Genomic DNA, 21,596 nt, shown 5'->3' with positions numbered 1-21,596 from the left:
CGGCCCCGGTCCCCGACGAACCGCGACCGAACCGATCTCTCCCGGCGCGCCTCCATCTGGTAGACTCTCGGGACGATTTCGTCCCCAAGCCAGCCAGAGTCCCGGAGGAACGCCCCCGTGCGGTGGTCCAGCGCCCTGATCCCGACGCTCAAGGAAACCCCGGCCGACGCCGTCGCGCCCAGCCACGTCTTGCTCCTGCGCGCCGGCATGATCCGGCAGCTCGGGGCCGGCGCCTACACCTACCTGCCGCTCGGGCTCCGCGTCCTGAAGAAGGCCGAGGCCATCATCCGCGAGGAGATGGACGCCGCCGGGGCGCAGGAGCTGCTGATGCCCGCCCTCCAGCCGATCGAGCTGTGGAAGGAGTCGGGCCGGTTCGAAACCTTCGGCGACCTGCTGATGAAGCTGAACATCAGCGGCGGGCACCACATGGCCCTGGGCCCCACGCATGAGGAAGTGATCACCGACCTGGTGCGCGACCTCATCAGCTCTTACAAGCAGCTGCCGATCACGCTCTATCAGATCCAGACCAAGTTCCGCGACGAGCCCCGGCCGCGGTTCGGGATCCTCCGGACCCGCGAGTTCCTCATGAAGGACGCCTACAGCTTCGACGCCGACGTCGACCAGCTCAACACGAGCTACGACGCCATGTTCGAGGCCTACTGCCGGATCTTCGACCGCTGCGGCCTGCCGTACGTCGTCGTCGAGGCCGAGTCCGGGCCGATCGGCGGCGACGCCTCGCACGAGTTCATGGTCCCCTGCTCCACCGGCGAGGACCAGGTCATCCAGTGCCCGGCCTGCAATTACGCCGCCAACCAGGAGAAGGCCGAGATCGGCGCGACGCCCGCCCCGGCTTCGAAGGCCGCCGACGCGCCCCCCTATGAGTCCGTCCGGACCCCGGGCCAGAAGACCATCCGCGAAGTCTGCGCGTTCCTCAGGGTCGAGGAGAAGACCTCGGGCAAGCTCCTGGTCTACCTGGCCGACGGCAAGCCGGTCGCGGCGCTCCTGCGCGGCGATCACGAGGCCAACGAGGCCAAGGTCCGGCGAGCCTTCGGCGCCGCGACGCTCGCCCCGGCCGACGCCGACTCGATCGCCAGGTCCACCGGCGCGCCCGTCGGGTTCCTCGGGCCGATCGCGATCAAGATCCCGATGATCGTCGACGAGGCGGTCACGGCGATGGAGACGATCGTCGTCGGCGGCAACGAGGTCGACGTCCACCTGACGGGCGTCGTCCCCGGTCGCGACTTCAAGCTCGACCGCACGGCCGACCTCCGCAACGCCGACGAGGGCGACCCCTGCCCCCGATGCGGCGCGGCGATGGTCGTCAAGGCGGGGCTGGAGATCGGCCACGTCTTCAAGCTGGGCACGAAGTACTCCACCGCGATGGGGGCGACCTACCTCGACGAGAAACAGGCCGAGATCCCGGTCATCATGGGATGCTACGGCATCGGCGTGAACCGGATCGTGGCCGCCGCCGTCGAGGCCGCGCACGACGCCAACGGCATCATCTGGCCCTTGAACCTGGCCCCTTATCAGGTCGCCGTCGTGCCGCTCCAGGTCAAGCCGGGGCCGGTCATGGACGCCGCCGAGCAGCTCGAGAAGCGGCTCACGGCCGCCGGCTACGACGTGATCCTGGACGACCGCGACCAGCGCCCGGGCTTCAAGTTCAAGGACGTCGACCTGATCGGCGTGCCGCTCCGGGTCGTCATCGGCGAACGCGGCCTGAAGGAAGGCAACATCGAGATCAAGTGGCGCGACCAGTCCGAGGCGCAGTCCATCCCGCTGGAAACCGCCGCCGACTCGATCCTCGCCGAGCTCAAGGCCGCCGAGGAGAAGCTCCACTCCGCCTGCCTGGTCAACCGCTCCAAGCGTCAGGCGGCGGCCTCGTCATGAGCGAGCCCACCCCGACGTCGAACCGCCCAGTCGTGACGCCCGCGCCGATCTCCAGGGCCGCGTACGTCCTGCTGGGCGCGATGACCCTGGTGTCGTTCGGCGGGCCGTTCTTCATCGCCCTCATCCTCTACGGGGGCGAACGCTCGGGATGGCCCCCCGACCGCACCGTCGAGTGGGTCGGGGTCCTCGGCGTCCTCGCCCTCTTCACCGTCTGCCTCGTCGCCTGCATCACGATCCGCCTCTGGCTGGTCAACACGTCGGGTGATCCGAAACCCAAACCCTGACGAACACCCTTTCCCCCTCGCGGGGGAAGGGAGGAAAGCAACTCGCCGATCCACTTCGCCACGGTGGCCCATGACCGACGACTTCCGGCTGCTCCTGACGTTCGGTCCGATCCTGGCGGGGGCGGCGTTCGTCCTCTGCGCGGTGTTCGGCGGGGTGGCTCGGCGGATGGCTCCGCGATGGGGATTGCTGGACCGTCCCGGCGGCCACAAGGGGCACCAGGCCCCCGTGCCGCTGGGGGGGGGCGTGGCGATCTGGCTGTCGGTCATGCTGGTGCTGGGCGTCTGCGGGGCGGCCGTGCTATTCGCCGGCGATCGGTTGCCGGAGGGCGTGGCGCGGCACGTCGGCGGCCTTCGCGAGCGGGCGGCCGAGTTGGGGCTGATCCTCGGCCTGGCGACGGTCCTGATGGTCGTGGGCTTCCTCGACGATCGCGTGAGCCTGGGTTGGAAGCCGCGATTGGCGATCCAGTTCGCCTGCGCGGCGGCGGTGGCCGCGGCGGGCGTGCGGGTCACGCTGTTCGGACCGTTCACCCACCCCCTGATGGGCGGCGCGGTCACGGCCCTCTGGATCGTGGCGATGACCAACGCCTTCAACATGCTGGACAACATGGACGGCCTCTCCGCGAGCGTCGGCCTGATCGCGGCCCTGCTGTTCGGCGTGGCGCAGGCGGCGGTGGGGGGCCTGTTCGCGCCCGCCGTCCTGCTGATCCTGGTCGGCGCGCTGGCGGGGTTCCTGGTCCACAACCACGCCCCCGCGCGGCTGTACATGGGAGACGCCGGGAGCAACTTCCTGGGTTTCCTGCTGGGGTCGCTGACCGTGGCGGGGAACTTCTTCCAGGGGGGGCGGGCCTCGCCGTTCGGCGTCCTGACGCCGCTGCTGGTGATGGCGGTGCCGCTTTACGACATGACCTCGGTGATCCTGATCCGGCTGAGCGAGGGCCGCAGCCCGTTCCAGCCCGATCGTCGGCATTTCTCGCACCGGCTGGTCGGCCGCGGCTTGACGCCGCCGCAGGCGGTCTGCACGATTGACCTGGTGACCCTGGCGTGCGGTCTCGGGGCGCTCCTGCTCCACCGCCTCGACGCCTGGGGGGCGGCGGTCGTGCTGGCGCAGACCGGCTGCCTGCTGGGGATCGTCGCGATCCTGGAGCTATCGGGGACGGGTACGAGAACGGAGCGGACTCTTGGCCAGGCGCGGCTCGAAACCGCCGATTCCCTCGCGAGAGGGACGGGGCGACCGTCGGGAAGGGTCGACGACGACCCCTCGGATCCAACCTGACGACGCGGACCACGAGTCCGAGGCGGCCCGATGGGCCGAGCGTCTCCGCCGGCTGGCCCTCGGGCTGCTCGCGGCCCTGATCGCCGCACGGGCCTACTGGCCGAGCGAGCCCTCCCCGCGCGAGGGCGCCGCCGCCGGGCTGGGCTGGGACCTGGCCGTCTTCCTCGTCGCCGCCCTGGCCCTCGCGCCGTCGTTCCTGACGGGACGGTTCGCCTTCCGGTTCGCCTGGACCGACGCGGCCGTCTTCGCGCTCATGTTCCTGACGGCGCTGAGCTCCCGGCGGTCCGTCGACTGGCGGATCGGGGTCAACCTCGCGTGGGAGTGGGCGGCGCTGGGCGTCGCCTACCTGCTGCTGCGATGGCTCCCCCGCACCCGGGGGGAATCGGGAGTGCTGGCACTGGGGATGGCCGTGACGGCCTCGGCGGTCGCGGCTTACGGGATCTATCAGGGCGCCGTCGAGATCCCCCAGCTCCAGGAGGCGTTCCGTCGCAACCCCCAGGCGATGGCCCGCCAGATGGGCGCGACGGCGGCCCCGGGCCAGGCCGACGACCCCCGGGGCCAGGCCCTGGAAAATCGACTGCTCCAATCCAACGAGGTCTTCGGGACCTTCGGCCTGGCGAACTCGCTCGCCGGGTTCCTCGTCGGCCCGCTCGTCCTGGTCCTGGCGATGGGGCTTCGGAACCTGGGCCGACGACCCGCAGCGGGGGCCTCGCGATGGCCTGCGATCCTGGCGGCGGCGCTCCCGGCCCTGCTCCTGCTCGGCTGCCTGGTCCTGACCAAGAGCCGGAGCGCCTGGCTGGGGCTCCTCGTCGCCTCGGCGATCCTCGCCTGGCAGGCGCGTCGGCTCGTCCCCCGCCGGATCCTGCTGGGCGCCGCCCTGGCCGGCGCGGGGGTCGTCGGGGCCCTGATCGTCGCGGGGGCGGCGACCGGCCGGCTCGATCCCCAGGTGTTGACGCAATCGAACCTGTCGATGCGTTATCGATGGGAATACTGGCGGGCGACCTGGGCCATGATCACCGAAGGCGCCGGCTCCCCCGGCCAGGCGCTCGCGGCGGGCAACTTCTGGCGGGGCGTCGGCCCCGGGGCCTTCGGGGCGCACTACGTCCTTTACAAGCTCCCCCAGGCCAGCGAGGAGATCCAGGACCCCCACAACCTGTTCCTCGAAGTCTGGTCGACGGCCGGCTTCTGGGCCTTCCTCGCACTCGTCGCGGCGGTCGGCTCCGGGCTCTGGCTGCTGCTGGCGGGGGGCGGCGACCCCGACGAGGAGGCCCCTCGCGACCGGCCGACCTGGCTCCTCGCCGCGTCGGCGATGGGGCTGGCGATGGTCCTGGTCCTGGGGCAGATGAACCTGTTCATGGAAGACCTGCTGACCCGCTGGCTGATTTTGACCATCTTCTGGGGGCTGTCCGCCTTCCTGCTCCTTCCCCTCTGGCGCCGCGCCGCGGTGCCTGCCGCCGGGCTGGGCGCGGCGGCGGCGGCGGTGGCCACCCACCTGCTGGCAGCTGGCGGGATCGGCTTCCCGGCCATCGCGATGGGGCTCTGGGGGAGCCTGGCCCTGGGCCTGAACCTGCGCGAAGGGGCCGGAAGCGGTCGGCTTCGGACGGTGGAAAGCCGGATCCCCGGCGCGGCGGCGGCGGTCGCCTGGGCGGCGCTGGTGGGGTCGTTCTTCGGCGCGACCCTCCCCTTCTGGAAGTCGGAAGCGGCGGTGGCGCGGGCCGAGGCCGCGCTGGAGCGGCGGCCGCCGGATTTGGACCGGGCCGAGGCCGCCTACACGCTGGCCGAGCAGCTCGACCGTTACAACGTCCGCCCCTGGCTGGGCCACGCCTACCTCCAGTATCTCGCCTGGGAGTCCCGCGGCGCGAAGCCCGAAGACCTGCGCTGGAAGACCATCCCCACGCTGCTCCTCAAGGCCGCCTCTCCTCCCCGGAACCCGGACGTCTGGAGCCTGCACAGCGAGCGAGCGGAGGTCACGCGCGACCTGCTCAGGCGGGTCGGCTCCGGGCTCTCGCCGCGCGACGCCGTCTCGATGCGGGCCAGCGTCGTCGAGGCGACGCGCACGGCGTCTCGGCTCTATCCCACCAACGCCTCCCTCCACGCCCGGCTGGCCGAGGCGAGCGCCGAGCTTTCCCTGTTCCCGGACGCCGTCGACGAGGCCCGCGAGGCACTCCGCCTGGACGCCCTCACCCCGCATCCCGACAAGAAGCTCGCCGACTCCGTCCGCACCCGACTCCAGGACAACCTCCCCCGCTGGACTGAGCAGTCCGGAGGGGCCGTCGCACCGGCACCTTGAAGCCGCCCGAATTGGGTTCGTTCGCCCGGGGCGAAAGGCGAAGCCATCGGCGGCAAACGTTTTATAGGATTGGCTTTAGATCGACGATCCGGCACCCGAGGATTGGGTTCGTTCGGCCATTTTCGCCTCGCTGATTTCGGCCGCGGCGCGTCCGTCCGAGAAGACGGAGGATCGCTCGGCGCGCAATGGTCCCTGAAGGGGACAGTGGGGCGAGATGGCGAGATAGGGTTCGAAAAGCGAACGGCCGAGGAAGCGGACCAGGGGTCGCTTCTTCGGCCGTTCGCGGTGGATCGGGCGGCTGGCGTGGGCCTAGCTCACCAGGCGAAGTGGGCGAAGGCCTTGTTGGCTTCGGCCATGCGGTGGACGTTCTCGCGGCGGGTGACGGCGGCGCCTTCACGGTTGTAGGCGGCCATCAGCTCGTCGGCGAGCTTGATCGCCATCGGGCGGCCCTTCTTCTCGCGGGCGGCCATGAGCAGCCAGCGGATGGCCAGGGTCTGCTGACGGGTCTTGTTGACCTGCATCGGGACCTGGTAGGTGGCGCCGCCGACGCGCTTGGAGCGGACTTCGATGAGCGGCTTGACGTTTTCGACCGCGCGGGTGAAGACGTCGATCGGCTCGTCGTTGGGGAGCCGCTTCTGGATCAGCTCCATGGCGTCGTAGAAGAGGCGCTGGGCGACGCTCTTCTTGCCGTTGTGCATCACGCAGTTGATGAACTTGCCGGCCAGTTTCGATCCGTACCGCGGATCGGGCCGGAGGTGGGTCTTGCTCGCCGTGAACTTGCGGGCCATGAATGTCGATCCTGCGGAATAAGGGGCACGAAGGATTCGGGAGGAGCCTCGCGGCCCCCGGTGCGAGCCGACGGTTCGGCTCGGAGCGGACCGGGGGTCTGGGCGGCGACGACGTCCGTGCGATCGGGCCGGGCCGGCCGGGCCGGAATTACTTCTTCTTGGCGGGGGCGGCCTTCTTCTTGGACGATCCGTACTTGGACCGAGCCTGGCGGCGGTCGCCGACGCCCTGGCAGTCGAGGACGCCGCGGACGATGTGGTAGCGGACGCCCGGGAGGTCGCGGACGCGACCGCCGCGGATCAGCACGATCGAGTGCTCTTGGAGGTTGTGGCCTTCGCCGCCGATGTAGGCGGTGATTTCCTTGCCGTTGGAGAGCCGGACGCGGGCCACCTTGCGGAGGGCCGAGTTCGGCTTCTTCGGGGTCATCGTCTTGACTTGAAGGCAGACGCCCCGCTTGAACGGGCAACCCTCGAGCACCGGCGACTTGGTCTTATACTTGACGGGCCGGCGCGGCTTGCGAACGAGCTGATTGATGGTCGGCATGTTCTCGTCGTTTCCCTGTCGTCCTTGTCTTGGTCCTGGTCGCGGCCGTCGCGTACAACATAGAGGCCGCGGCGGCCAGGAACGACCGAATCGCCGCGAGGCGGGCGGCTCCGTGGAACCCGCGACGTGTCGGCCCGAAGCAACTTTCGGACGACGCTGCCCGGTCGGATTCTGGCGGTCTATCTCGATCCAAAGCATTTAGTGTACCGGCCGGCGCGGTCCTGTCAAGGATGTTGACACCGCGTTTCCGGGCGGCGTACCATCCACCGAGACGGAACGCCCCCCGCCGCAATACGATGGAGCGTCGCGTGATCCGGGTCGCCTGGCTGTACGACATGAACGCCTGCTACGCGCCGACGGGGGTCACGAGGCACGCCCTGGCCCAGCTCGAACGGCTCGCGGAGCGGCCCGACGTGGCCCTGAACGTGGTCTCGGGTCGGATCACCCATCCCGACGGCCTGGCCTACTGGCAGGGCCTGGGCGACGTCCCGCGCCGCCAGCTCCCGGTGCGCACCCGCGACCTGTTGCGGTGGTGGCGGGCCTCCCCCCTGCCCCCGATGGAGTGGCTCGCCGGGGCGGCCGACTGGGTCTATTGCCCGGCCGAGTTCCAGGTCCCGACCCGCCGGGCGAAGGTGGCGGTCACCAGCCACGACGTCTTGCAGGGCTTCCGATTCGGCTCGGAGCGGCTGCGACGGAACACGACCTCGGCGTTTCGGAAGGCCGACCTGATCCTCTCGGTCTCCGAATTCAACACGGCGAGGCTGCTGGAGGTGGTGCCGGACTGCGAGGGGAAGGTGGCCTACGTCCCCAACGCGGCCGAGGATCTGTTCTTCGCCCCCACCCCCGCCGCCGACCGCGGGCGCGTCCGCGCCGATCTCGGACTGCCGGACGGCCTTCCTTATATACTGTCGGTCGCCAACTTCCAGCCGAGGAAGAATCTGATCCGGCTGATCCGCGCCGCGGCGGACCTGGCCGAGGTGGCGTCGGGCGAGCTGGCGCTGGTGCTGCTGGGCTCGGGCGCCCCGGAAGAGGAGCGGGGGCTTCGCGAGGCGATCGCCGCGATCGGCCCGAAGGCCGTCGTCCGGCTCCCCGGCTATCGTCAGGCCGAGGCCCTCCGCGCCGCCTACGCGGAGGCGACGGCCCTGGTCTTCCCCTCGCTCTGCGAGAGCTTCGGCATCCCCGCCGTCGAGGCCATGGCGCAGGGGACCCCGGTCGCCCTGGCCGATTCCACGGCCCTCCCCGAGATCGGCGGCGAGGCTGGATGGTACTTCGACCCCGAGGATGAGGAAGCGATCGCCGACGCACTCCGCGACCTCCTCGACCAGCCCGACGAACGCGCCCGACGCGCCGAACTCGGCCGCGAGATCGCCTCGCGATACCGCTGGCAGGCCGCCAACGACCGGCTCGTCGAGGCCCTCGTCGAGCGGCGCTGAATCGGTCGCGGAGCCCCCGAATCAGCCCCCCCGCCGGATCAGACGTTCGAGTTCCTTTCGACTCTCGAGCGGCGGACGAGCCTGCGCCAGATGAAACGGGCTCGCATGGAGCGAGCCTCGCGCGAGGAGGCCGCGAACGTGGTCCCAGACCGCTCGTTCGTCGTACGCCGCTCGGACGGTCTCGAACAGGTCCGAGACCGTCGCGTCGCGCACGGCCTCCAGCGCGGAGTGGAGCACGGCGCGAAGGTCGTCGGCCCGGCGGGCGATCGGGGGAGAGGAAGGTTCGTGGACGGTGTCGAAATCGAACCAGCGGGCCCGTGAAGAGTCGCGGTCGTACACGACGTTCCGAAGCGTGGCGTCGCCGTGGCTGAGCCGGCCGATCTCGCCGTCGAGCAGGCGCGTCTCGATCTCATGCAGTTGCTTGAGCGCGCGGACCGCGGTCGCGATCGCGTGGAGTCGCTCGCGAAGGGGGATCGTGAGATCGTTGGCGTGCTCGTCGAGGGCGACCCCGGGCCAGAGCGGCAGGAGCAGCCAACCCTGGGGATCTATCTCGCATTCGATCCCGTACAGCCGGCGATGCACCGCGCGTTCCCAGTCGCGCCAGGGATGATCGGGAAGGACGAGCACGCCGGCTTCGAGCCACCGAAGGTAGAGGTTGCCGGGGGCGATCAGCCAGGGGCTGTACCATCGTCGCCGCTTGGCGATGAGCGGGGCGCGGTCGGGGCAGAGCCGGCGCTCGACGCGGTTGAGCCGGATCCCGGAGAGGATCGGACCGAGCCAGCCCGGTTCGGAAATCGCGAATCCGAATCGCATGGGACGACCTGGCCTCGCGATTCAGGAGGGCTCGACGGGTGAGGGGACGCTCAGGGCGTCGGGCGTCGAGGGGTGGCGGATGCGGTCGTGGTAGTGGACCCGGCCCTGAAAGCTGAGGATGGCCCAGACGTACTTGGCGAACGTCCGCAGGTAGCCGTATCGTTGCAGTTCCATGCGACGGCTGGAACTCAGGGCCACGGTCGTCCGGTCGTAGATCAGGCGGTCGGGCCGCGCGCGGTAGAGGCCGGCCAGGATCGGCCACTCCTCGCCGATGGCGACGCGCTCGTCGAAGGGCCCGAATTCGTCGAACGCCTTCCGGGTGCAGAACATGCAGGCGGGCATCGCCTTGGCGCGGGCGATGGGGAGCCGGCGCACGGTGTTCCAGAAGGCCCACCAGCCCCTGGCCAATCGGCCGCCGTCGAGAGCGCCCAGGCCGGTGATCCCGGCTTCGAATCCCTCCTCGCCGCAGAGGGCCGCGATCCGACGGATCGCCCCCGGCGGGAGATGCGTGTCGGCGTCCAGGAAGATCAGGATCCCGCCCCGCGCGAGGCGGGCGCCCAGATTCCGAGCGTGGGCCGCCCCGCGCGGGTCGCAGCACACGGAGCGGACCCCGGCCGACACGGCGTAGCGGCGCAGGATTTCGGCGGTGCGATCGGAGCTGGCGTTGTCGACGACGAGGATCTCCACGGCCGACCTCGCCTCGTCCGACGAGTCGAACGCGGCTCGCGCCCGGATGACGGAATTCAGCGTCGACCCCAGCAAGGCTTCTTCGTTCCGCGCCGGGATGACCACGGAGAGCGACGGCGGGACGGGTCGGTCTGGCATACGATGAGGCTCACTCGGTCGAACGTGAGGGACGGTCGAGGACGAGGAGGTCTCGACTCGTGATCGCCGCGAGGCCGGGCTCGGGTTCAAGACGCTTCACACGCAGGCCGGCTTCCTCGACGGCCGCTTCGAGCCGCTCGCGCGTGAAGGCGCGTCGAGGCCGGAGCGGATCGCGAACCGGGGGGATGAGACCGAGCGCCCGGCAGGCCCGGAAGGCGCCGCGACCCTGGACCCAGCCCCGCCCACCGAGCACGACTCGTCCCAGGGAACCTCGATATGTCGATTGGATCAGGACGACCCTGCGCGACGCCACGCGGCCGGCCTCGCGCAGCAGGCCGACCGGGTCGTCGGCGTAGCTCAGCGCGTGGATGATCAGGCTCACGTCGACCGCGTCGTCGGCCAGTGGGAGTCGCTCGCCGTCGAAGAGCATCGGCCCGTCCCCCACGACATGGAAGTCGACGACGTCGGCCTCCAGGCACGCCCCGCCCAGCCGCCGACGCAAGCTCCGCGCATTATGGCCGGTCCCCGAGCCGATGTCGAGCAGCCGCGCCTCGGCGGGGAGGTGAGGGGCGAGACGACCGGCGAGCCGCTCGGCGCGCCGGTCGAGCCGACGGTGGAACAGGCCGTGGAGCGAGTGCATCAACGGGCCGGTCCCTCCGTGGGAACGGCGGCCAGGTCCCCGAAGAGGACGGGGACGCGCCCCGCTCGAAGGAGCCCGTCGATGACGCCGAGACTCCTGGGGAGATAGCCCCGGTCGACGTCGGCCGGGTGGATGACGACGCAGGGGGAGGCGTCCGGTCGGAGCGCGGCGAGGCCGTCGCCGAGCCACTCGCCGACCCGGCCGAGAGGGCCGACGACCCCCCAGTCCCATGACCAGGTGGTCAGCGGGATCGGCGGCTTGCGGGCGAACCGGATTGCGCCGAAAGCGACCAGATATTCGAAGCCGAGACGGGACAGCTCGTCCGTCGTCGCGCGGCCGGCCTGCCAGGCCGGGGCCGTGAAGCCGGCGACGGGGGACCGCAAACGCCGCCGGAGGATCTCGCGGCCGCGCTCCAGTCGGGCGCGGGTCTCGGCCGTCGACAGGCCGCTCAGCTCGTTCGAACGGCCCGAGAAGAGCGAGATCACGCCGGGCCGGTCCTGAAGGTGAGTGCAGCCGTGTTGCAACACCTCGCCGAAGCCCTCATCGATGAGCCGGACGAACTCGGCGTCGGAGCCCCCTACGCCCAGCGGCGTTCCGCGCCAGCAGGGGACGACGGCCGCGGAGATCCGGTCTCCGAGCCGTGGCGCGAGCGCGCGATGGATGGCGACGAGCCGCCCCAGGAAAGCCGGCGCGACGTCGTGGACGACCACCGCGAACGAACGGGCGCGCGCTGGCGGCCCGGCGTCCGATGTCGCAGATTGTTCTTGTTCACGTTTGGCACTGAATAACATGTTCATGCCATTGCAAGGTGTCCTCACGCCTCGGCCGCGACGTGTTCCGGGTCGGGTCGGTCGGACCACCAGTCGGAGGCGAGGGGGCCGCCGCCGTTGCGGGGGGCGGAGGGGGCTCGGCGGGCTCGGGGTCCTCGTAGCCGCCCAGCGACCAGACCAGCTCGCAGTTGTGGTGGACGTCGAGCATGGTGAGGGTCTGCACGGCGCGGAGGATGAGGATCTGGTCGCTCCAGAGGTCGGTCTTGAGCAGGACGTCGTGGAGCCGCGAGCGGACCTCGGCCCAGGGGTCGGCCCCCCCCTGCCCCATGACGACGCGGAACCAGCCCCGGGTCGCGCGGCGGTGGCGGCGGAGGAAGGCGACGATCCGTTTCCGGGCGACCGGGCCGTGGTGGGCGAACGCCGGCAGGTCGAACAGCCGTCGCCACGGGGGGCCCTTGCGGGGGACGGGCCGCCAGATCCGCCTCGGGTCGAGGACCGGGTCCGGGAGGCCGGCGGGGAGTTTCTTGAGGTTCGACGAGGGGGAGGCGGCGTACTCCGTCAGGATCGTCAGGGCCTCGATCGAAAGCCCGAGCGTGGCGACGTCGTCGTGGTCGAGGGCGCAGGCGGCGACCAGGGCGCGGAGGGCCTCGGCGGCCCGATTCGCCAGGTAGGGGATCTCGCGAGCGAGGTAGTCGGGAAGCTCGTCGAGCGTCCAGCCGAACCGCTCCAGCCAGCCCGCCGTCCAGGTCAGCCGGCGCTGGTGGTCGCGGCGGATCTGCTCGGCGATGATCCGATCCTTGCGCGAGGCGCCGATGAAGTCCAGGTCGGACTCCATCGTCGAATCGAACCCCAGCACGACCGGCGAGGTCGGCAGCCGCAGGCCCAGATACTCCACGTCGAGCCGGGCGCGGAGCCAGAGCGAACCCATGAACACCGGCTTGCGCATCCGGTGGATCTTGCGATGGGCCGCGGCGTAGGAGTCGGCCGGGACCTCGCGGTCGCGGCTCACGCGGGGGTTGAGGATCTGGTGGACGCCGTCGTACACCCCGCGCACGGCGATCCAGGCGCTCCGTGAGAGTGCGGCGGCGACGACGATCGGGAAGAAGACGATCCGGCCCCCCGACAGCCGACTCTCATAGAAGGCGTAGGGATTGATGGTGCGCTGGGCCGGCGGCAGTTCCTGGAGCGGGAAGCTGCGGAAGGCGCGTCGGACGTTCTGCTGGCGGTCGCGGCGGACGAGCTGCGCGACCTGGGGTCCGAACCGGCCGAGGATTTCTAGGTCCCGATCGGGCTCCTCGGCGAGGAAGTCGATCGCGGTGAACTCGACGGTCTCCAGGAACGCGGCGGCCTCGCGCCGCCTTGGGGCGCGGGGGGGCTGGGGCTCGGAGCCCCCCGGCTCCCACGCCCTGGGGACGTTGGGCGCTGGGAGCCGGACTTCATTCGGGTCGATTTTAAGTCGCTCGCCGAGCCATTCCTGGAACGCCCGCCGGCGTTCGGGGGGGGAGCAGGCCAGGCGGTCCAGCGGGACGGCGTTGGCGTTGTAGTCCAGGAGCAGGACGGCCGTCTCCTGGACGATGCTCCGCGTGATGTAGTTGAACCAGAGATACGGCCCACCCAGGAGCCCCCCCGCCCGGCTCAGGTCGAGCTTCCCCAGGGCCCGGCTTTCGCGGAGGACGAAATCGAGGCGGCTCCGTCTCAGGTTCGCGAGCGCGAGATTGCCCAGGAGTTGCACCGAGGTCTTCACGTCGCTGCGGTGGAACGGCGAGCCGTCCAGGTAGTCCTGGTAGAGGAGCCGGATGTTGCGGAGGAAGGTCAGCTCGCGATTGGCGAAGCAGGTCTGCGGGCCGGCGAACAGGGCTTCGACGTCGGCGGCGGCGGTGGGGCGGGTGCGGTAGAGTTCCGGCTGGTGGTCGTCGGCCGCCCGCATCGCCAGCTCGGGATCGACGACCCGCTCGGCGAGGAACCGGGCGTCCTGCTCGGATCGGCGGGCCTTGAACGTCTTCGTCTGGGCGGCGAACTGGGCCTCGACGATCCGCTCGCAGAAATCGGCCGACTGGTTGGCGATCTTGCGGAGCCAGGAGCCGAGCGACCAGATGGCGAGGCAGACGCCGCCGAGCGCGATCACCGGCCACCCCAGGCGCTGCTGCACGGCGTCGACGAACGGCCGAAACGCGCTCAGGAAGGTGACGAGGTTGACGATCAAGAACAGGATCAGGAAGGCGGACCCCAACCAGAGCAGCCGCTTGGCCGGCGTGCGAGTGGCGTTGACCAGGGTCAGGCCCAGGCGGTCGAGGAAGATCGCCGGCGAGAGCGTCGCCTGGAGGTCGGCCAGGAAATAGATGACGTCCAGCCCGCGCTGGATGGCGTAGCCCACGTAGTTCGCCGCCAGCGTGACGGCCTCCGCCGGCGACTTCTCGCGGTGCGCGACGAGGTTGCGGATCAGGGGGAGGCGGCGCACGATGGGGAAGTCGAGGACCCGGATGTATGCGTCGACCGAGGCGACGAAGGTCTGGCCCATCCGGTCCATCAGGGTCTCGGGCGTGAGCTGGATCAGCCGCTCGACGAGGGCCTCGACGGGAATCTCGCGCTCGTCGCGGTGCTCGCTCAGGGGCTCGATGTAGCGGTCCGGCAGGAATTCGAGGCGCACTCCCAGGTCGGCGAGCCGACGCGCGGCCAGGTCGTTCTGCTGGCCGGCGTGGAGGCGGCGATCGAGCGCGGCCTCGGCGGCCTGGAGTTCCGTGCGGAGCATGATCAGGCGATGACGGTCGCCGGACTCGGCGTGATGCGCGCGGTTGGGCTCGAACAGGATGATGTTGCGGTTCAGCAGTCCCGCATTGCGGCGCACCAGGCGGTCGCTGAGGCGGAGCGCGAAGAGGATCAGCCGCATCACCCGGACGACGGGGATCGCCAGCCGGAGCAACTCCAGCATCCGGGCGAACCGCAGATAGCGCAGGAGCCAGAGCGTCTCCTCCCCGCGCGTCGTCAGGTGGGCGTCGAGCGCGTACGCGAGGAACCCGAACGGCAGCGACGCCAGGAAGTCGATCGCGAAGTGGCGCCAGAGGTAGCGCCCCTTCGCCGGGGCCAGGATCAGCCGGAGCGCGAACTCGGCGAGGAGCCCCGAGCAGACGGCCAGGTCGAGCCAGGCGAACAGGGCGCGGCGTTCCGGGGTGAGCCCGCCGGCGCGGTCGAGGAAGGTCTCGGCGACGATCAGGAACGACAGCGCCACGATCAGGAGGATGACCGCATTCTCCAGGAACGCCGCGCCGGCGGCGCCGAGCAGGTTGCGGAGCCGGAGCGTCAGCAGCTTCTCCTGCCATTCGCACCAGATGGTGCGGCGAAGGCGGCGGACGTCGACGAGGGCCTCGTCGAGCCGTCGGGCCTCCTCGGCCGAGGGCCGCTGGTCTTCGGGGGCGCGGCGGCAGGCGCGGCGTGTGGCCTGGACGGCCTCGGCGAGCCCGTCGACGTCCTCCTCGGCGGTCTCCAAACGGAGGACCGCCCGGCGCAGGGGGGCGTCCTGGAGGAAGGCGACCATCTCGGCGAGCTCGTCGCGAGCGCCCTGGACGATCCGCTCGCAGGCCCTCCCCGCCTCGTTCGGGGGGAGCTGCATCAGGCTGGCGTCGAGCCGCCGGGCGACCTCGCCGCGACGGGCGGCCAGGGCCGTCGTCCAGGCTTCGAGGTCGTCGCCACGGCGCTCGGCCTCGGCGGCGACGGGGGCGTCCTCGTCGGGTTCCGGCCCCGGCTCGTCGTCGACCAGCTCCAGCGCGCCGACGCGGGCCTGGAGCCGCGAGAGCTTGTTGCGCACCAGGGCGAGCCGCTCGGGCGTGGCGTCCTCGAAGGCGGCGTCCAGCTCCTTGCGAACCCGACGTTCCAGGAGGATGCCGCGCATCCGCTCGCAGCGGGCCCGGAGCGTCGCGCGGCGGGCCCGGCCCCTGGAGTGGTGTCTGGGCTCGCGCTCCAGGAGCCGCCGGACCTTGGCCAGCTCGACTTCGAGCCAGGCGGCCGGGCCCGGGCCCGGCTCCCCTTCCAGGCGGTCCAGCAGGGTCCCCAGCCAGTCGAGGTCGCCTCGCAAGGCGTCGATCGCCAGGAGCCTGTGGAGCGGGTCGCCCGCGCCGAGGTTGGTGAGCCCCTGGAGCGCCAGCCGCTCGCGGGCGGTCCACTCGCGGAGCTTCGCCGTCATCAGGCGGTGCACGCCCCCCTCGGGATCGGCCCCGGCGATCAAATCTTCGACGGCCCGCTTCAGCTCGGCCAGGCCCCGGACCACGGCGCGGCGGATCCGCTCGAGTTCCGAGTCGGGGGGATGGGCGTCGAGCCCGGATCGGATCCGCCAGCCGACCTCGACGTGGGCCAGCAACCGGGCCAGCCTCGCGGCGCGCGCGGGCTCGTCCCCGCCCCCCTCCCCCAGCCGGGCGAGGCACCGGGCCTGCTCACACCACGCGCGCTCGTTCCATGTGACCTCGGCCACCGATGGTCGCTCCGCACCTTCCCGTTGGGGGTTGAGCCCGGCTCCGCGGCTCCATCATAACCACAATATTCGGGCGTCGTCGCGGGCCGATCGGGGCGTTCAGGCCGGCAGGTGCTCCCGGAAGAAGCGCAGCCAGTTGCCGTGGAAGACGGCGTCGACGGCCTCGTCGGGGTAGCCTCGGGCGGCGAGGTCGCCATCGAGTTTCTGGAGGTCGGAGATCCGGTCCAGGCCCTTCGGGGTCTGTTCGGTGCCGAAGCCGCCGTCGAGGTCGCTGCCGATCGCCACGTGGCGCGTATTCCCGACGAGCTGGCAGATGTGGTCGATGTGGTCGACCAGCGCCGACAGGGCGACGACGTCGCGCGAGGTCTCGCCCCGGACCCAGCCGGGGTACATCATCCAGGCGTCCAGCGCCACGCCGATCACGCCGCCGCGCTCGATCAGGAGCTTCAACTGCTCGTCGGAGAACTGGCGCTGGGCCGGGACGAGCGCGCGGCAGTTGTTGTGGCTGGCGAGGATCGGGCCGGAGAACGCGTCGATCGCCTGGAAGAACCCTTCGTCGGAAAGGTGGGTGACATCCAGGATCATGCCCAGGCGTTCGAACTCGCGGAGCAGCCGCAGGCCGGCGGGGGTCAGCGGGCCTTCCTCGCCGGTGCCGACAGCGTAGCGGCTGGCGCCGTAGTGGGCCAGGTTCGCGGAGCGGAGGCCCAGGTCCCACCAGGCCTGGGCGTGGTCGGGCTCGACGATGGGGTCGGAGCCTTCCATCGCCAGGATGTAGCCGATCGGGGTCGAATCCGGGTCGGCCCCCCAGCGCGCCCAGTGGTCGTCCAGCTCGGCGCGAGTGCGGATCGGCCGCAGGAGGTCGCGACGCTCCAGCAATTCATAGTAGGCGAGCTGGCCCCGGGCGGCGGCCGATGCGCCCTCCTGGGTGCGCCAATCCAGGTTGGCGCGAGGCGGCCCCTGCGCGAACTCGTCCCATCGGCTGACGGCCTTGGCGCGGGCGAGGAGCGTGGCCTGGCAGATGGCCACGCCCCCCCGGCGCAGCTCCGGCAGGCTGGTGGTCGCCCTGCCCCGCCCGGGGTGGTCGGTGAGGTTCGCTTCCTGGCGGTTCATCTCGTCCAGGTCGAGCGTGATGTCGCGATTCCATCCCAGGGCGTTCCAGGCCAGGTCCAGGTGGCCGTCGATCAGCGTTCTCATGGTTCCGGGTCGCTCCTCGTCGGCGTCTTCGCCGGGGTCGTCTTACCGTCGCCGCGCGCGCCTCGGGCGTTCGTCGGCGGCCCAGTAGCTGTGCGACGGGTTCATGTACTGGTCGACGAGATACCTCGCCCCGAAGATCGCCGCGATATTCAGCAGGACGACGAGATACGTCTCCCATTTGGAGAGCTCGAACATCCAGAAGAAGCCGACGACCATCACGGCCAGCTCGGCCATGATGCTGAAGAACGGGATCGGGACCCAGCAGCCGACCCCCTCGGACAGCACCATGATCCCGGCGAGCTTGAGCATCACCACCGAGAGCGGCCCGAAATCGCAGTCGATCAGCTTCGAGGCGACGACGACCGCGACGACGCCCGCCGGGATCTGGAGCAGGAGCTTCTGCAACGAGCCCTTCACGGCGTACTCGGCCGCGTCCGGCCCGGCCGCGAGGTACGCCTGACCCCCGATCAGCGCCAGGCCGAACAGGAGCATCAGGAACGGGGCCCTACGATGAGACCGCGAACGGAGCAACGACATCGGTGGGCAGCCTTGGTCTGGGGGTGGCGATCGGGGCGTCGAGGGATCAGATTGCCAGAACCCGAGGACGGTCGCAATGGCGGCCTCGCGCCGGCCGGGGCATTCCTTCCCTTGATGGGGCCGTCGCGGCTTCCTAGAATCGGACGGTCCGAGACGTCTCGGAGATCGCGAATCCTCTCTTCATGGTCCCACCGTCCGAAGTCTCGCACGAGAACCTATACCGATGGCCGAGCCCGCTTCCGAGTCCCCGTCCGCCCCCTCGCCCGACTCCAATCCGCTCCGGCAGGGACTTCCCCGGGCGCAGGCGCCGCAGCCCTGCGCCATCGTCCTGTTCGGGGCGACCGGCGACCTCGCCCACCGGAAGCTCGTCCCGGCGCTCTATCACCTGTACCACCGGGGGAACCTCCCCACCGAATGCGCCATCGTCTGCTTCGGCCGCCGCGACTGGACCGACGACGACCTCCGGCGCGAGTTCGAGAAGTCGGTGTCCGAGGAGGAGAAGAACGGCGACTTCAAGCAGGTCTGGCCCCAGTTCGCTTCCCGCCTGGTGTTCGCGCCCGGGACGTTCGACGATCCCGACTCGTTCCAGAACCTCAAGGCGAAGCTGGAAGAGCTGGACCATACGCACGGCACGCGCGGCAACCGGGTCTTCTACCTGGCCGTGGCGCCGGAGTTCTTCAGCCCGATCATCGAGCAGCTCGGCGAGGCGGAACTCGTCTACCCCTGGCAGCAGGAGAGCCCCTGGAGCCGGGTGGTGGTCGAGAAGCCGTTCGGGCACGACCTGGAAAGCGCCCGGGCGCTGAGCCTGGACGCCTCGCGGGTGCTGGATGAGAGCCAGATCTACCGCATCGACCATTATCTCGGGAAGGAGACGGTCCAGAACATCCTGGCCTTCCGGTTCGGCAACAGCCTGTTCGAGCCGGTCTGGGACCGTCGCCTCGTCTCCTCGGTGCAGATCACCGTGGCCGAGGAAGTCGGCATGCCCGGCAACCGGGGCTCCTACTACGACTCCGCCGGCGCGATCCGGGACATGGTGCAGAACCACATGCTCCAGCTCCTCTGCCTGGTCGCGATGGAGCCCCCCGTCGACCTCTCGGCCGACGCCGTGCGGAACGAGAAGGTCAAGATCCTCAAGGCCCTCCCCCACTGGACCCCGGCCGACGTCTACGAGAACGTCGTCCGCGCCCAATACGCGGCCGGCTCGATCGAGGGGGAGGACGTCCCCGGCTACGTCCAGGAGAAGGGGGTCACCCCGGATTCGCACACCTCCCCCTACGTCGCGATCCGGCTGACCCTGAACACCTGGCGGTGGGCCGGCGTCCCCTTCTTCCTGAGGACCGGCAAGCGGCTCCCCAAGCGGGCCACCGAGATCGCCATCCAGTTCCGCAAGCCGCCGACCCAGCTCTTCGACGTGGAGCACGACGGCCAGTCGGCGGGCAATCAACTGGTGCTCCGCATCCAGCCCAACGAAGGCGCGAGCCTCACGTTCGAGGCCAAGATCCCCGGATCGCGACGTCGGCTCCAGGAGGTCCGCATGGACTTCCGCTACGGCACCGCCTTCGCCGCGCCGCCGCCGGAAGCCTACGAACGCCTCCTGCTCGACGTGATGCTCGGCGACCCGACCCTCTTCACCCGCACCGACGAGGTCGAGAACGCCTGGCGGTTCATCACCTCCATCCTGGACGCCTGGGATCTCCCCGACGCCCCTCCCCCCGTCAAATACGACGCCGGCACCTGGGGCCCCGCCGAGGCCGACGAACTGGTCCGCCGCGACGGCGCCCGCTGGCGTCGGCTCTGATCGATCGAGAGGGTTGGATCAAGGTCCGCCGGTTCCACGTGGAACCGGCGGACGGCTCGCACCCGGCCGACGCTCTGGTATGATCGGGGCGTCCTCGTGGTTCCCCGCCCTGCTCCACCCGATCCGCCCCGGCCCGGCCCCGGGGGAGGTCCGCATGTCGGTCGCCCTGTACGTCGATCGTCGAATGCTCGAACATCGCCCTCCCCCGGCGCATCCCGAGAAGCCCGAGCGGCTGGAGACCGTGCTCCGCCACCTCAAACGCACGGGGATGCTCGACGCCTGCCCCGCCGGGGTCGTGCGCGAGGCGACCGACGAGGAGCTGCGGCGGGTCCACACCGGGGACTACCTCGCCTCCGTGGTAGACGTCGACCGCCGAGGCGGCGGCGCGCTCGAGGCCGACACCTGGATGTCTCCCGGCTCGCTGACGGCGGCTCGGCTGGCGGCGGGCGCCTCGATCGAGGCCGTGGCCGACGTGCTGGGAGGCAAGTATCGCCGGGCGATGGGCCTGGTCCGGCCCCCGGGCCATCACGCCCTGACCGGCGGCGCCATGGGCTTCTGCCTGTTCGCGAACGTCGCCGTCGCCGCCCGCGAGGCCCTCGCGCGACATCAGGTGGATCGCATCCTGATCGTCGACTTCGACGTCCACCACGGCAACGGAACGCAGGACGCCTTCTACGATTCCGGCGAGGTCGCCTTCCTCTCGGTCCACCGCCACCCGTTCTATCCCGGCACCGGCCTGAAGGACGAGACCGGCACGGGTGCCGGGCTGGGCCTGACGACCAACATCCCCCTCCCCTTCAACACGGCCCCTCGGGACTGCCGTGCCGCGTTTCGCGCGGGGCTGCACGCCCTGGCCGACAGGCACCGGCCGGAGCTTGTGATCATCAGCGCGGGGTTCGACGCGATGGCCGAGGACCCCGTGGGGGGGCTGGGCCTCGACTTCGAGGATTTCGACGTGCTCACGCGCGACATCGTCGACGTGGCCGAGACTCACGCCGGAGGACGGATCGTCAGCATCCTGGAAGGGGGCTACAATCCGTCGCTGCTGGCCGGCTGCGTCCAGACGCATCTTGAAGCCCTGGGAGCGGGCCGGCCGGAGAAGCCTTAGAGGGACCGAAAGGCTTCGAGGGAGGAGAGATCAATGACCCCGACGGGAGTCGAACCCGTGCTGCATGCGTGAAAGGCATGTGTCCTAACCACTAGACGACGGGGCCGTCGTACCGGACAGGGAGCAATGTAGCGGATCGAGCCCCCGTCGGTCAAGCCTAAGTCGGTCCCCTTCCCCTTTTGCGCGTGCCTTGCGAAGCGGCGCGGCGGGGCGCGGGATTTGCTGAAGGCACCAGTTAACCTCGCGACCGACTTGCGGCCGGAGTCAGGGACCGATAACTTGTCGCGATCGGGACCAGATGGGAGGACTCCACCAGTCCTGGTTCGGGAAGGACGGCATGGTCAAGATCCTGATGATCATCGGGGACGCCGCCGAGGCCCTGGAGGTGTTCTACCCCAAGGCGCGGCTCGAGGAAGAAGGCTGGACGGTGGAGATCGCCGCTCCCGAGAAGCGGGCGATCCAGACCGTCGTCCACGACTTCGAGCCCGGTTTCGCCACCTATACGGAGAAGCGCGGCTACCGGATCGACGCGGATCTCGCCATCGAAGACGCCGAGCCGACGAGCTACGACGCCCTGGTGCTTCCCGGCGGGCGCGCGCCGGAGTATCTCCGGAATCACGGCCGGGTGGTCGAGGTGACGCGACATTTTCTGGAAGTGGGAAAGCCGATCGCGGCGACCTGCCACGGGCCGCTGATCCTCGCGGCGACGGGGCTGCTCAGGGGACAGACGTTGACCTGCTACCCCGAGCTGGCGAGAGACGTCCGCGCCGCGCAGGGGGAGTTCCTGGACCGAGAGGTCGTGGTCGACGAGGATCTGGTGACGGCCCGCGCGTGGCCCGACAACGGCCCCTGGATGCGGGAGTTCGTCAAGCTGCTGAGACCACGCGTCGGTTCGAGCTGATGGCCGGGTGCGTGGGAAGGCTCCGGGGAGACGACCCGCGTCGGGAGAT

The 21,596-nt window shown here is 70.5% G+C and carries 17 protein-coding genes and 1 tRNA gene; 8 read left to right on the top strand and 10 right to left on the bottom strand.

Annotated elements, in window-relative coordinates; genetic code table 11:
- Nucleotides 1–117 precede the first annotated feature (117 nt).
- The 4 genes from VT85_RS02855 to VT85_RS02840 all read left to right on the top strand — a co-directional run bounded on the left by VT85_RS02855 (nucleotide 118) and on the right by VT85_RS02840 (nucleotide 5,737).
- Nucleotides 118–1,890: a proline--tRNA ligase gene (locus VT85_RS02855; protein ID WP_068410237.1), complete on the top strand. Its 1,773-nt coding sequence runs from the start codon at nucleotides 118–120 to the stop codon at nucleotides 1,888–1,890.
- Nucleotides 1,887–2,174, top strand: a complete 288-nt coding sequence (locus tag VT85_RS02850) for a hypothetical protein (RefSeq protein WP_156512640.1) — start codon at nucleotides 1,887–1,889, stop codon at nucleotides 2,172–2,174. The genes VT85_RS02855 and VT85_RS02850 overlap by 4 nt, the downstream gene beginning before the upstream one ends.
- A 70-nt stretch (nucleotides 2,175–2,244) precedes the next feature.
- Nucleotides 2,245–3,447 carry a glycosyltransferase family 4 protein gene (locus VT85_RS02845; protein ID WP_082858313.1) on the top strand — a complete coding sequence of 401 codons (1,203 nt, stop codon included), beginning with the start codon at nucleotides 2,245–2,247 and terminating at the stop codon, nucleotides 3,445–3,447.
- Nucleotides 3,353–5,737: an O-antigen ligase family protein gene (locus tag VT85_RS02840; protein WP_068410231.1), complete on the top strand. Its 2,385-nt coding sequence runs from the start codon at nucleotides 3,353–3,355 to the stop codon at nucleotides 5,735–5,737. Before VT85_RS02845 ends, VT85_RS02840 begins: the two co-directional genes overlap by 95 nt.
- Nucleotides 5,738–6,051: 314 nt before the next feature.
- On the opposite strand, the gene rpsG is transcribed toward VT85_RS02840, so the two are convergent.
- Together rpsG and rpsL are read right to left on the bottom strand one after the other, a co-directional pair.
- Nucleotides 6,052–6,525, bottom strand: a complete 474-nt coding sequence (gene rpsG, locus VT85_RS02835) for a 30S ribosomal protein S7 (RefSeq protein ID WP_068410227.1) — start codon at nucleotides 6,523–6,525, stop codon at nucleotides 6,052–6,054.
- 148 nt (nucleotides 6,526–6,673) lie between these two features.
- Entirely contained in the window at nucleotides 6,674–7,066 is a 393-nt protein-coding gene (gene rpsL, locus VT85_RS02830; protein ID WP_068410224.1) for a 30S ribosomal protein S12, read from the bottom strand.
- Nucleotides 7,067–7,296: 230 nt separating this feature from the next.
- On the opposite strand from rpsL, the gene VT85_RS02825 reads away from it, so the two are divergent.
- Entirely contained in the window at nucleotides 7,297–8,499 is a 1,203-nt protein-coding gene (locus tag VT85_RS02825; protein ID WP_197491060.1) for a glycosyltransferase family 4 protein, read from the top strand.
- A gap of 21 nt (nucleotides 8,500–8,520) precedes the next feature.
- On the opposite strand, the gene VT85_RS02820 is transcribed toward VT85_RS02825, so the two are convergent.
- The 7 genes from VT85_RS02820 to VT85_RS02790 all read right to left on the bottom strand — a co-directional run bounded on the left by VT85_RS02820 (nucleotide 8,521) and on the right by VT85_RS02790 (nucleotide 17,740).
- Nucleotides 8,521–9,312, bottom strand: coding sequence for a hypothetical protein (locus VT85_RS02820; protein ID WP_068410216.1), 792 nt, complete (start codon nucleotides 9,310–9,312; stop codon nucleotides 8,521–8,523).
- 21 nt (nucleotides 9,313–9,333) lie between these two features.
- Entirely contained in the window at nucleotides 9,334–10,137 is an 804-nt protein-coding gene (locus VT85_RS02815) for a glycosyltransferase (protein WP_068410213.1), read from the bottom strand.
- A 10-nt stretch (nucleotides 10,138–10,147) separates the two neighbouring features.
- Nucleotides 10,148–10,777, bottom strand: a complete 630-nt coding sequence (locus tag VT85_RS02810; protein WP_068410210.1) for a methyltransferase domain-containing protein — start codon at nucleotides 10,775–10,777, stop codon at nucleotides 10,148–10,150.
- Nucleotides 10,777–11,487, bottom strand: coding sequence for a DUF2334 domain-containing protein (locus VT85_RS02805; RefSeq protein ID WP_068410199.1), 711 nt, complete (start codon nucleotides 11,485–11,487; stop codon nucleotides 10,777–10,779). Before VT85_RS02805 ends, VT85_RS02810 begins: the two co-directional genes overlap by 1 nt.
- A 58-nt stretch (nucleotides 11,488–11,545) precedes the next feature.
- A complete protein-coding gene (locus VT85_RS02800) occupies nucleotides 11,546–16,009 on the bottom strand; it encodes an ion transporter (RefSeq protein WP_156512639.1) in 4,464 nt (1,487 codons plus the stop codon).
- Between the two features lie 99 nt (nucleotides 16,010–16,108).
- Nucleotides 16,109–17,203, bottom strand: a complete 1,095-nt coding sequence (locus tag VT85_RS02795) for a dipeptidase (protein WP_068410193.1) — start codon at nucleotides 17,201–17,203, stop codon at nucleotides 16,109–16,111.
- A 42-nt stretch (nucleotides 17,204–17,245) separates the two neighbouring features.
- Nucleotides 17,246–17,740 (bottom strand): hypothetical protein, encoded by a 495-nt coding sequence (locus VT85_RS02790; RefSeq protein WP_068410189.1) that lies wholly within the window; start codon nucleotides 17,738–17,740, stop codon nucleotides 17,246–17,248.
- A 223-nt stretch (nucleotides 17,741–17,963) separates the two neighbouring features.
- On the opposite strand from VT85_RS02790, the gene zwf reads away from it, so the two are divergent.
- Both zwf and VT85_RS02780 read left to right on the top strand, forming a co-directional pair.
- Nucleotides 17,964–19,538, top strand: coding sequence for a glucose-6-phosphate dehydrogenase (zwf, locus tag VT85_RS02785; protein WP_068410187.1), 1,575 nt, complete (start codon nucleotides 17,964–17,966; stop codon nucleotides 19,536–19,538).
- A 79-nt stretch (nucleotides 19,539–19,617) separates the two neighbouring features.
- Nucleotides 19,618–20,646, top strand: a complete 1,029-nt coding sequence (locus VT85_RS02780) for a histone deacetylase (protein ID WP_197491059.1) — start codon at nucleotides 19,618–19,620, stop codon at nucleotides 20,644–20,646.
- 34 nt (nucleotides 20,647–20,680) lie between these two features.
- Here VT85_RS02780 and VT85_RS02775 read toward each other — a convergent pair.
- Nucleotides 20,681–20,752 (bottom strand) — tRNA-Glu (locus tag VT85_RS02775).
- Between the two features lie 231 nt (nucleotides 20,753–20,983).
- On the opposite strand from VT85_RS02775, the gene VT85_RS02770 reads away from it, so the two are divergent.
- Complete coding sequence (locus VT85_RS02770; RefSeq protein WP_068421283.1) at nucleotides 20,984–21,547, top strand: DJ-1/PfpI family protein; 564 nt, start codon at nucleotides 20,984–20,986, stop codon at nucleotides 21,545–21,547.
- Nucleotides 21,548–21,596 lie beyond the last annotated feature (49 nt).

The sequence above is a fragment of the Planctomyces sp. SH-PL62 genome (assembly GCF_001610895.1).
Classification (GTDB): Bacteria; Planctomycetota; Planctomycetia; order Isosphaerales; family Isosphaeraceae; genus Paludisphaera.
The sequence above is the reverse complement of the archived record's forward strand: the minus strand, read 5'-3'. Positions and strand labels throughout refer to the sequence as shown.

Coding starts and splice junctions, on each gene's coding strand:
- VT85_RS02825 (WP_197491060.1), top strand. CDS start 7,297: ATGTTGACACCGCGTTTCCGGGCGGCGTACCATCCACCGAGACGGAAC.
- VT85_RS02850 (WP_156512640.1), top strand. CDS start 1,887: ATGAGCGAGCCCACCCCGACGTCGAACCGCCCAGTCGTGACGCCCGCG.
- VT85_RS02780 (WP_197491059.1), top strand. CDS start 19,618: ATGATCGGGGCGTCCTCGTGGTTCCCCGCCCTGCTCCACCCGATCCGC.
- VT85_RS02795 (WP_068410193.1), bottom strand. CDS start 17,203: ATGAGAACGCTGATCGACGGCCACCTGGACCTGGCCTGGAACGCCCTG.
- zwf (WP_068410187.1), top strand. CDS start 17,964: ATGGCCGAGCCCGCTTCCGAGTCCCCGTCCGCCCCCTCGCCCGACTCC.
- VT85_RS02815 (WP_068410213.1), bottom strand. CDS start 10,137: ATGCCAGACCGACCCGTCCCGCCGTCGCTCTCCGTGGTCATCCCGGCG.
- VT85_RS02820 (WP_068410216.1), bottom strand. CDS start 9,312: ATGCGATTCGGATTCGCGATTTCCGAACCGGGCTGGCTCGGTCCGATC.
- VT85_RS02770 (WP_068421283.1), top strand. CDS start 20,984: ATGGTCAAGATCCTGATGATCATCGGGGACGCCGCCGAGGCCCTGGAG.
- rpsL (WP_068410224.1), bottom strand. CDS start 7,066: ATGCCGACCATCAATCAGCTCGTTCGCAAGCCGCGCCGGCCCGTCAAG.
- VT85_RS02845 (WP_082858313.1), top strand. CDS start 2,245: ATGACCGACGACTTCCGGCTGCTCCTGACGTTCGGTCCGATCCTGGCG.
- rpsG (WP_068410227.1), bottom strand. CDS start 6,525: ATGGCCCGCAAGTTCACGGCGAGCAAGACCCACCTCCGGCCCGATCCG.
- VT85_RS02810 (WP_068410210.1), bottom strand. CDS start 10,777: ATGCACTCGCTCCACGGCCTGTTCCACCGTCGGCTCGACCGGCGCGCC.
- VT85_RS02790 (WP_068410189.1), bottom strand. CDS start 17,740: ATGTCGTTGCTCCGTTCGCGGTCTCATCGTAGGGCCCCGTTCCTGATG.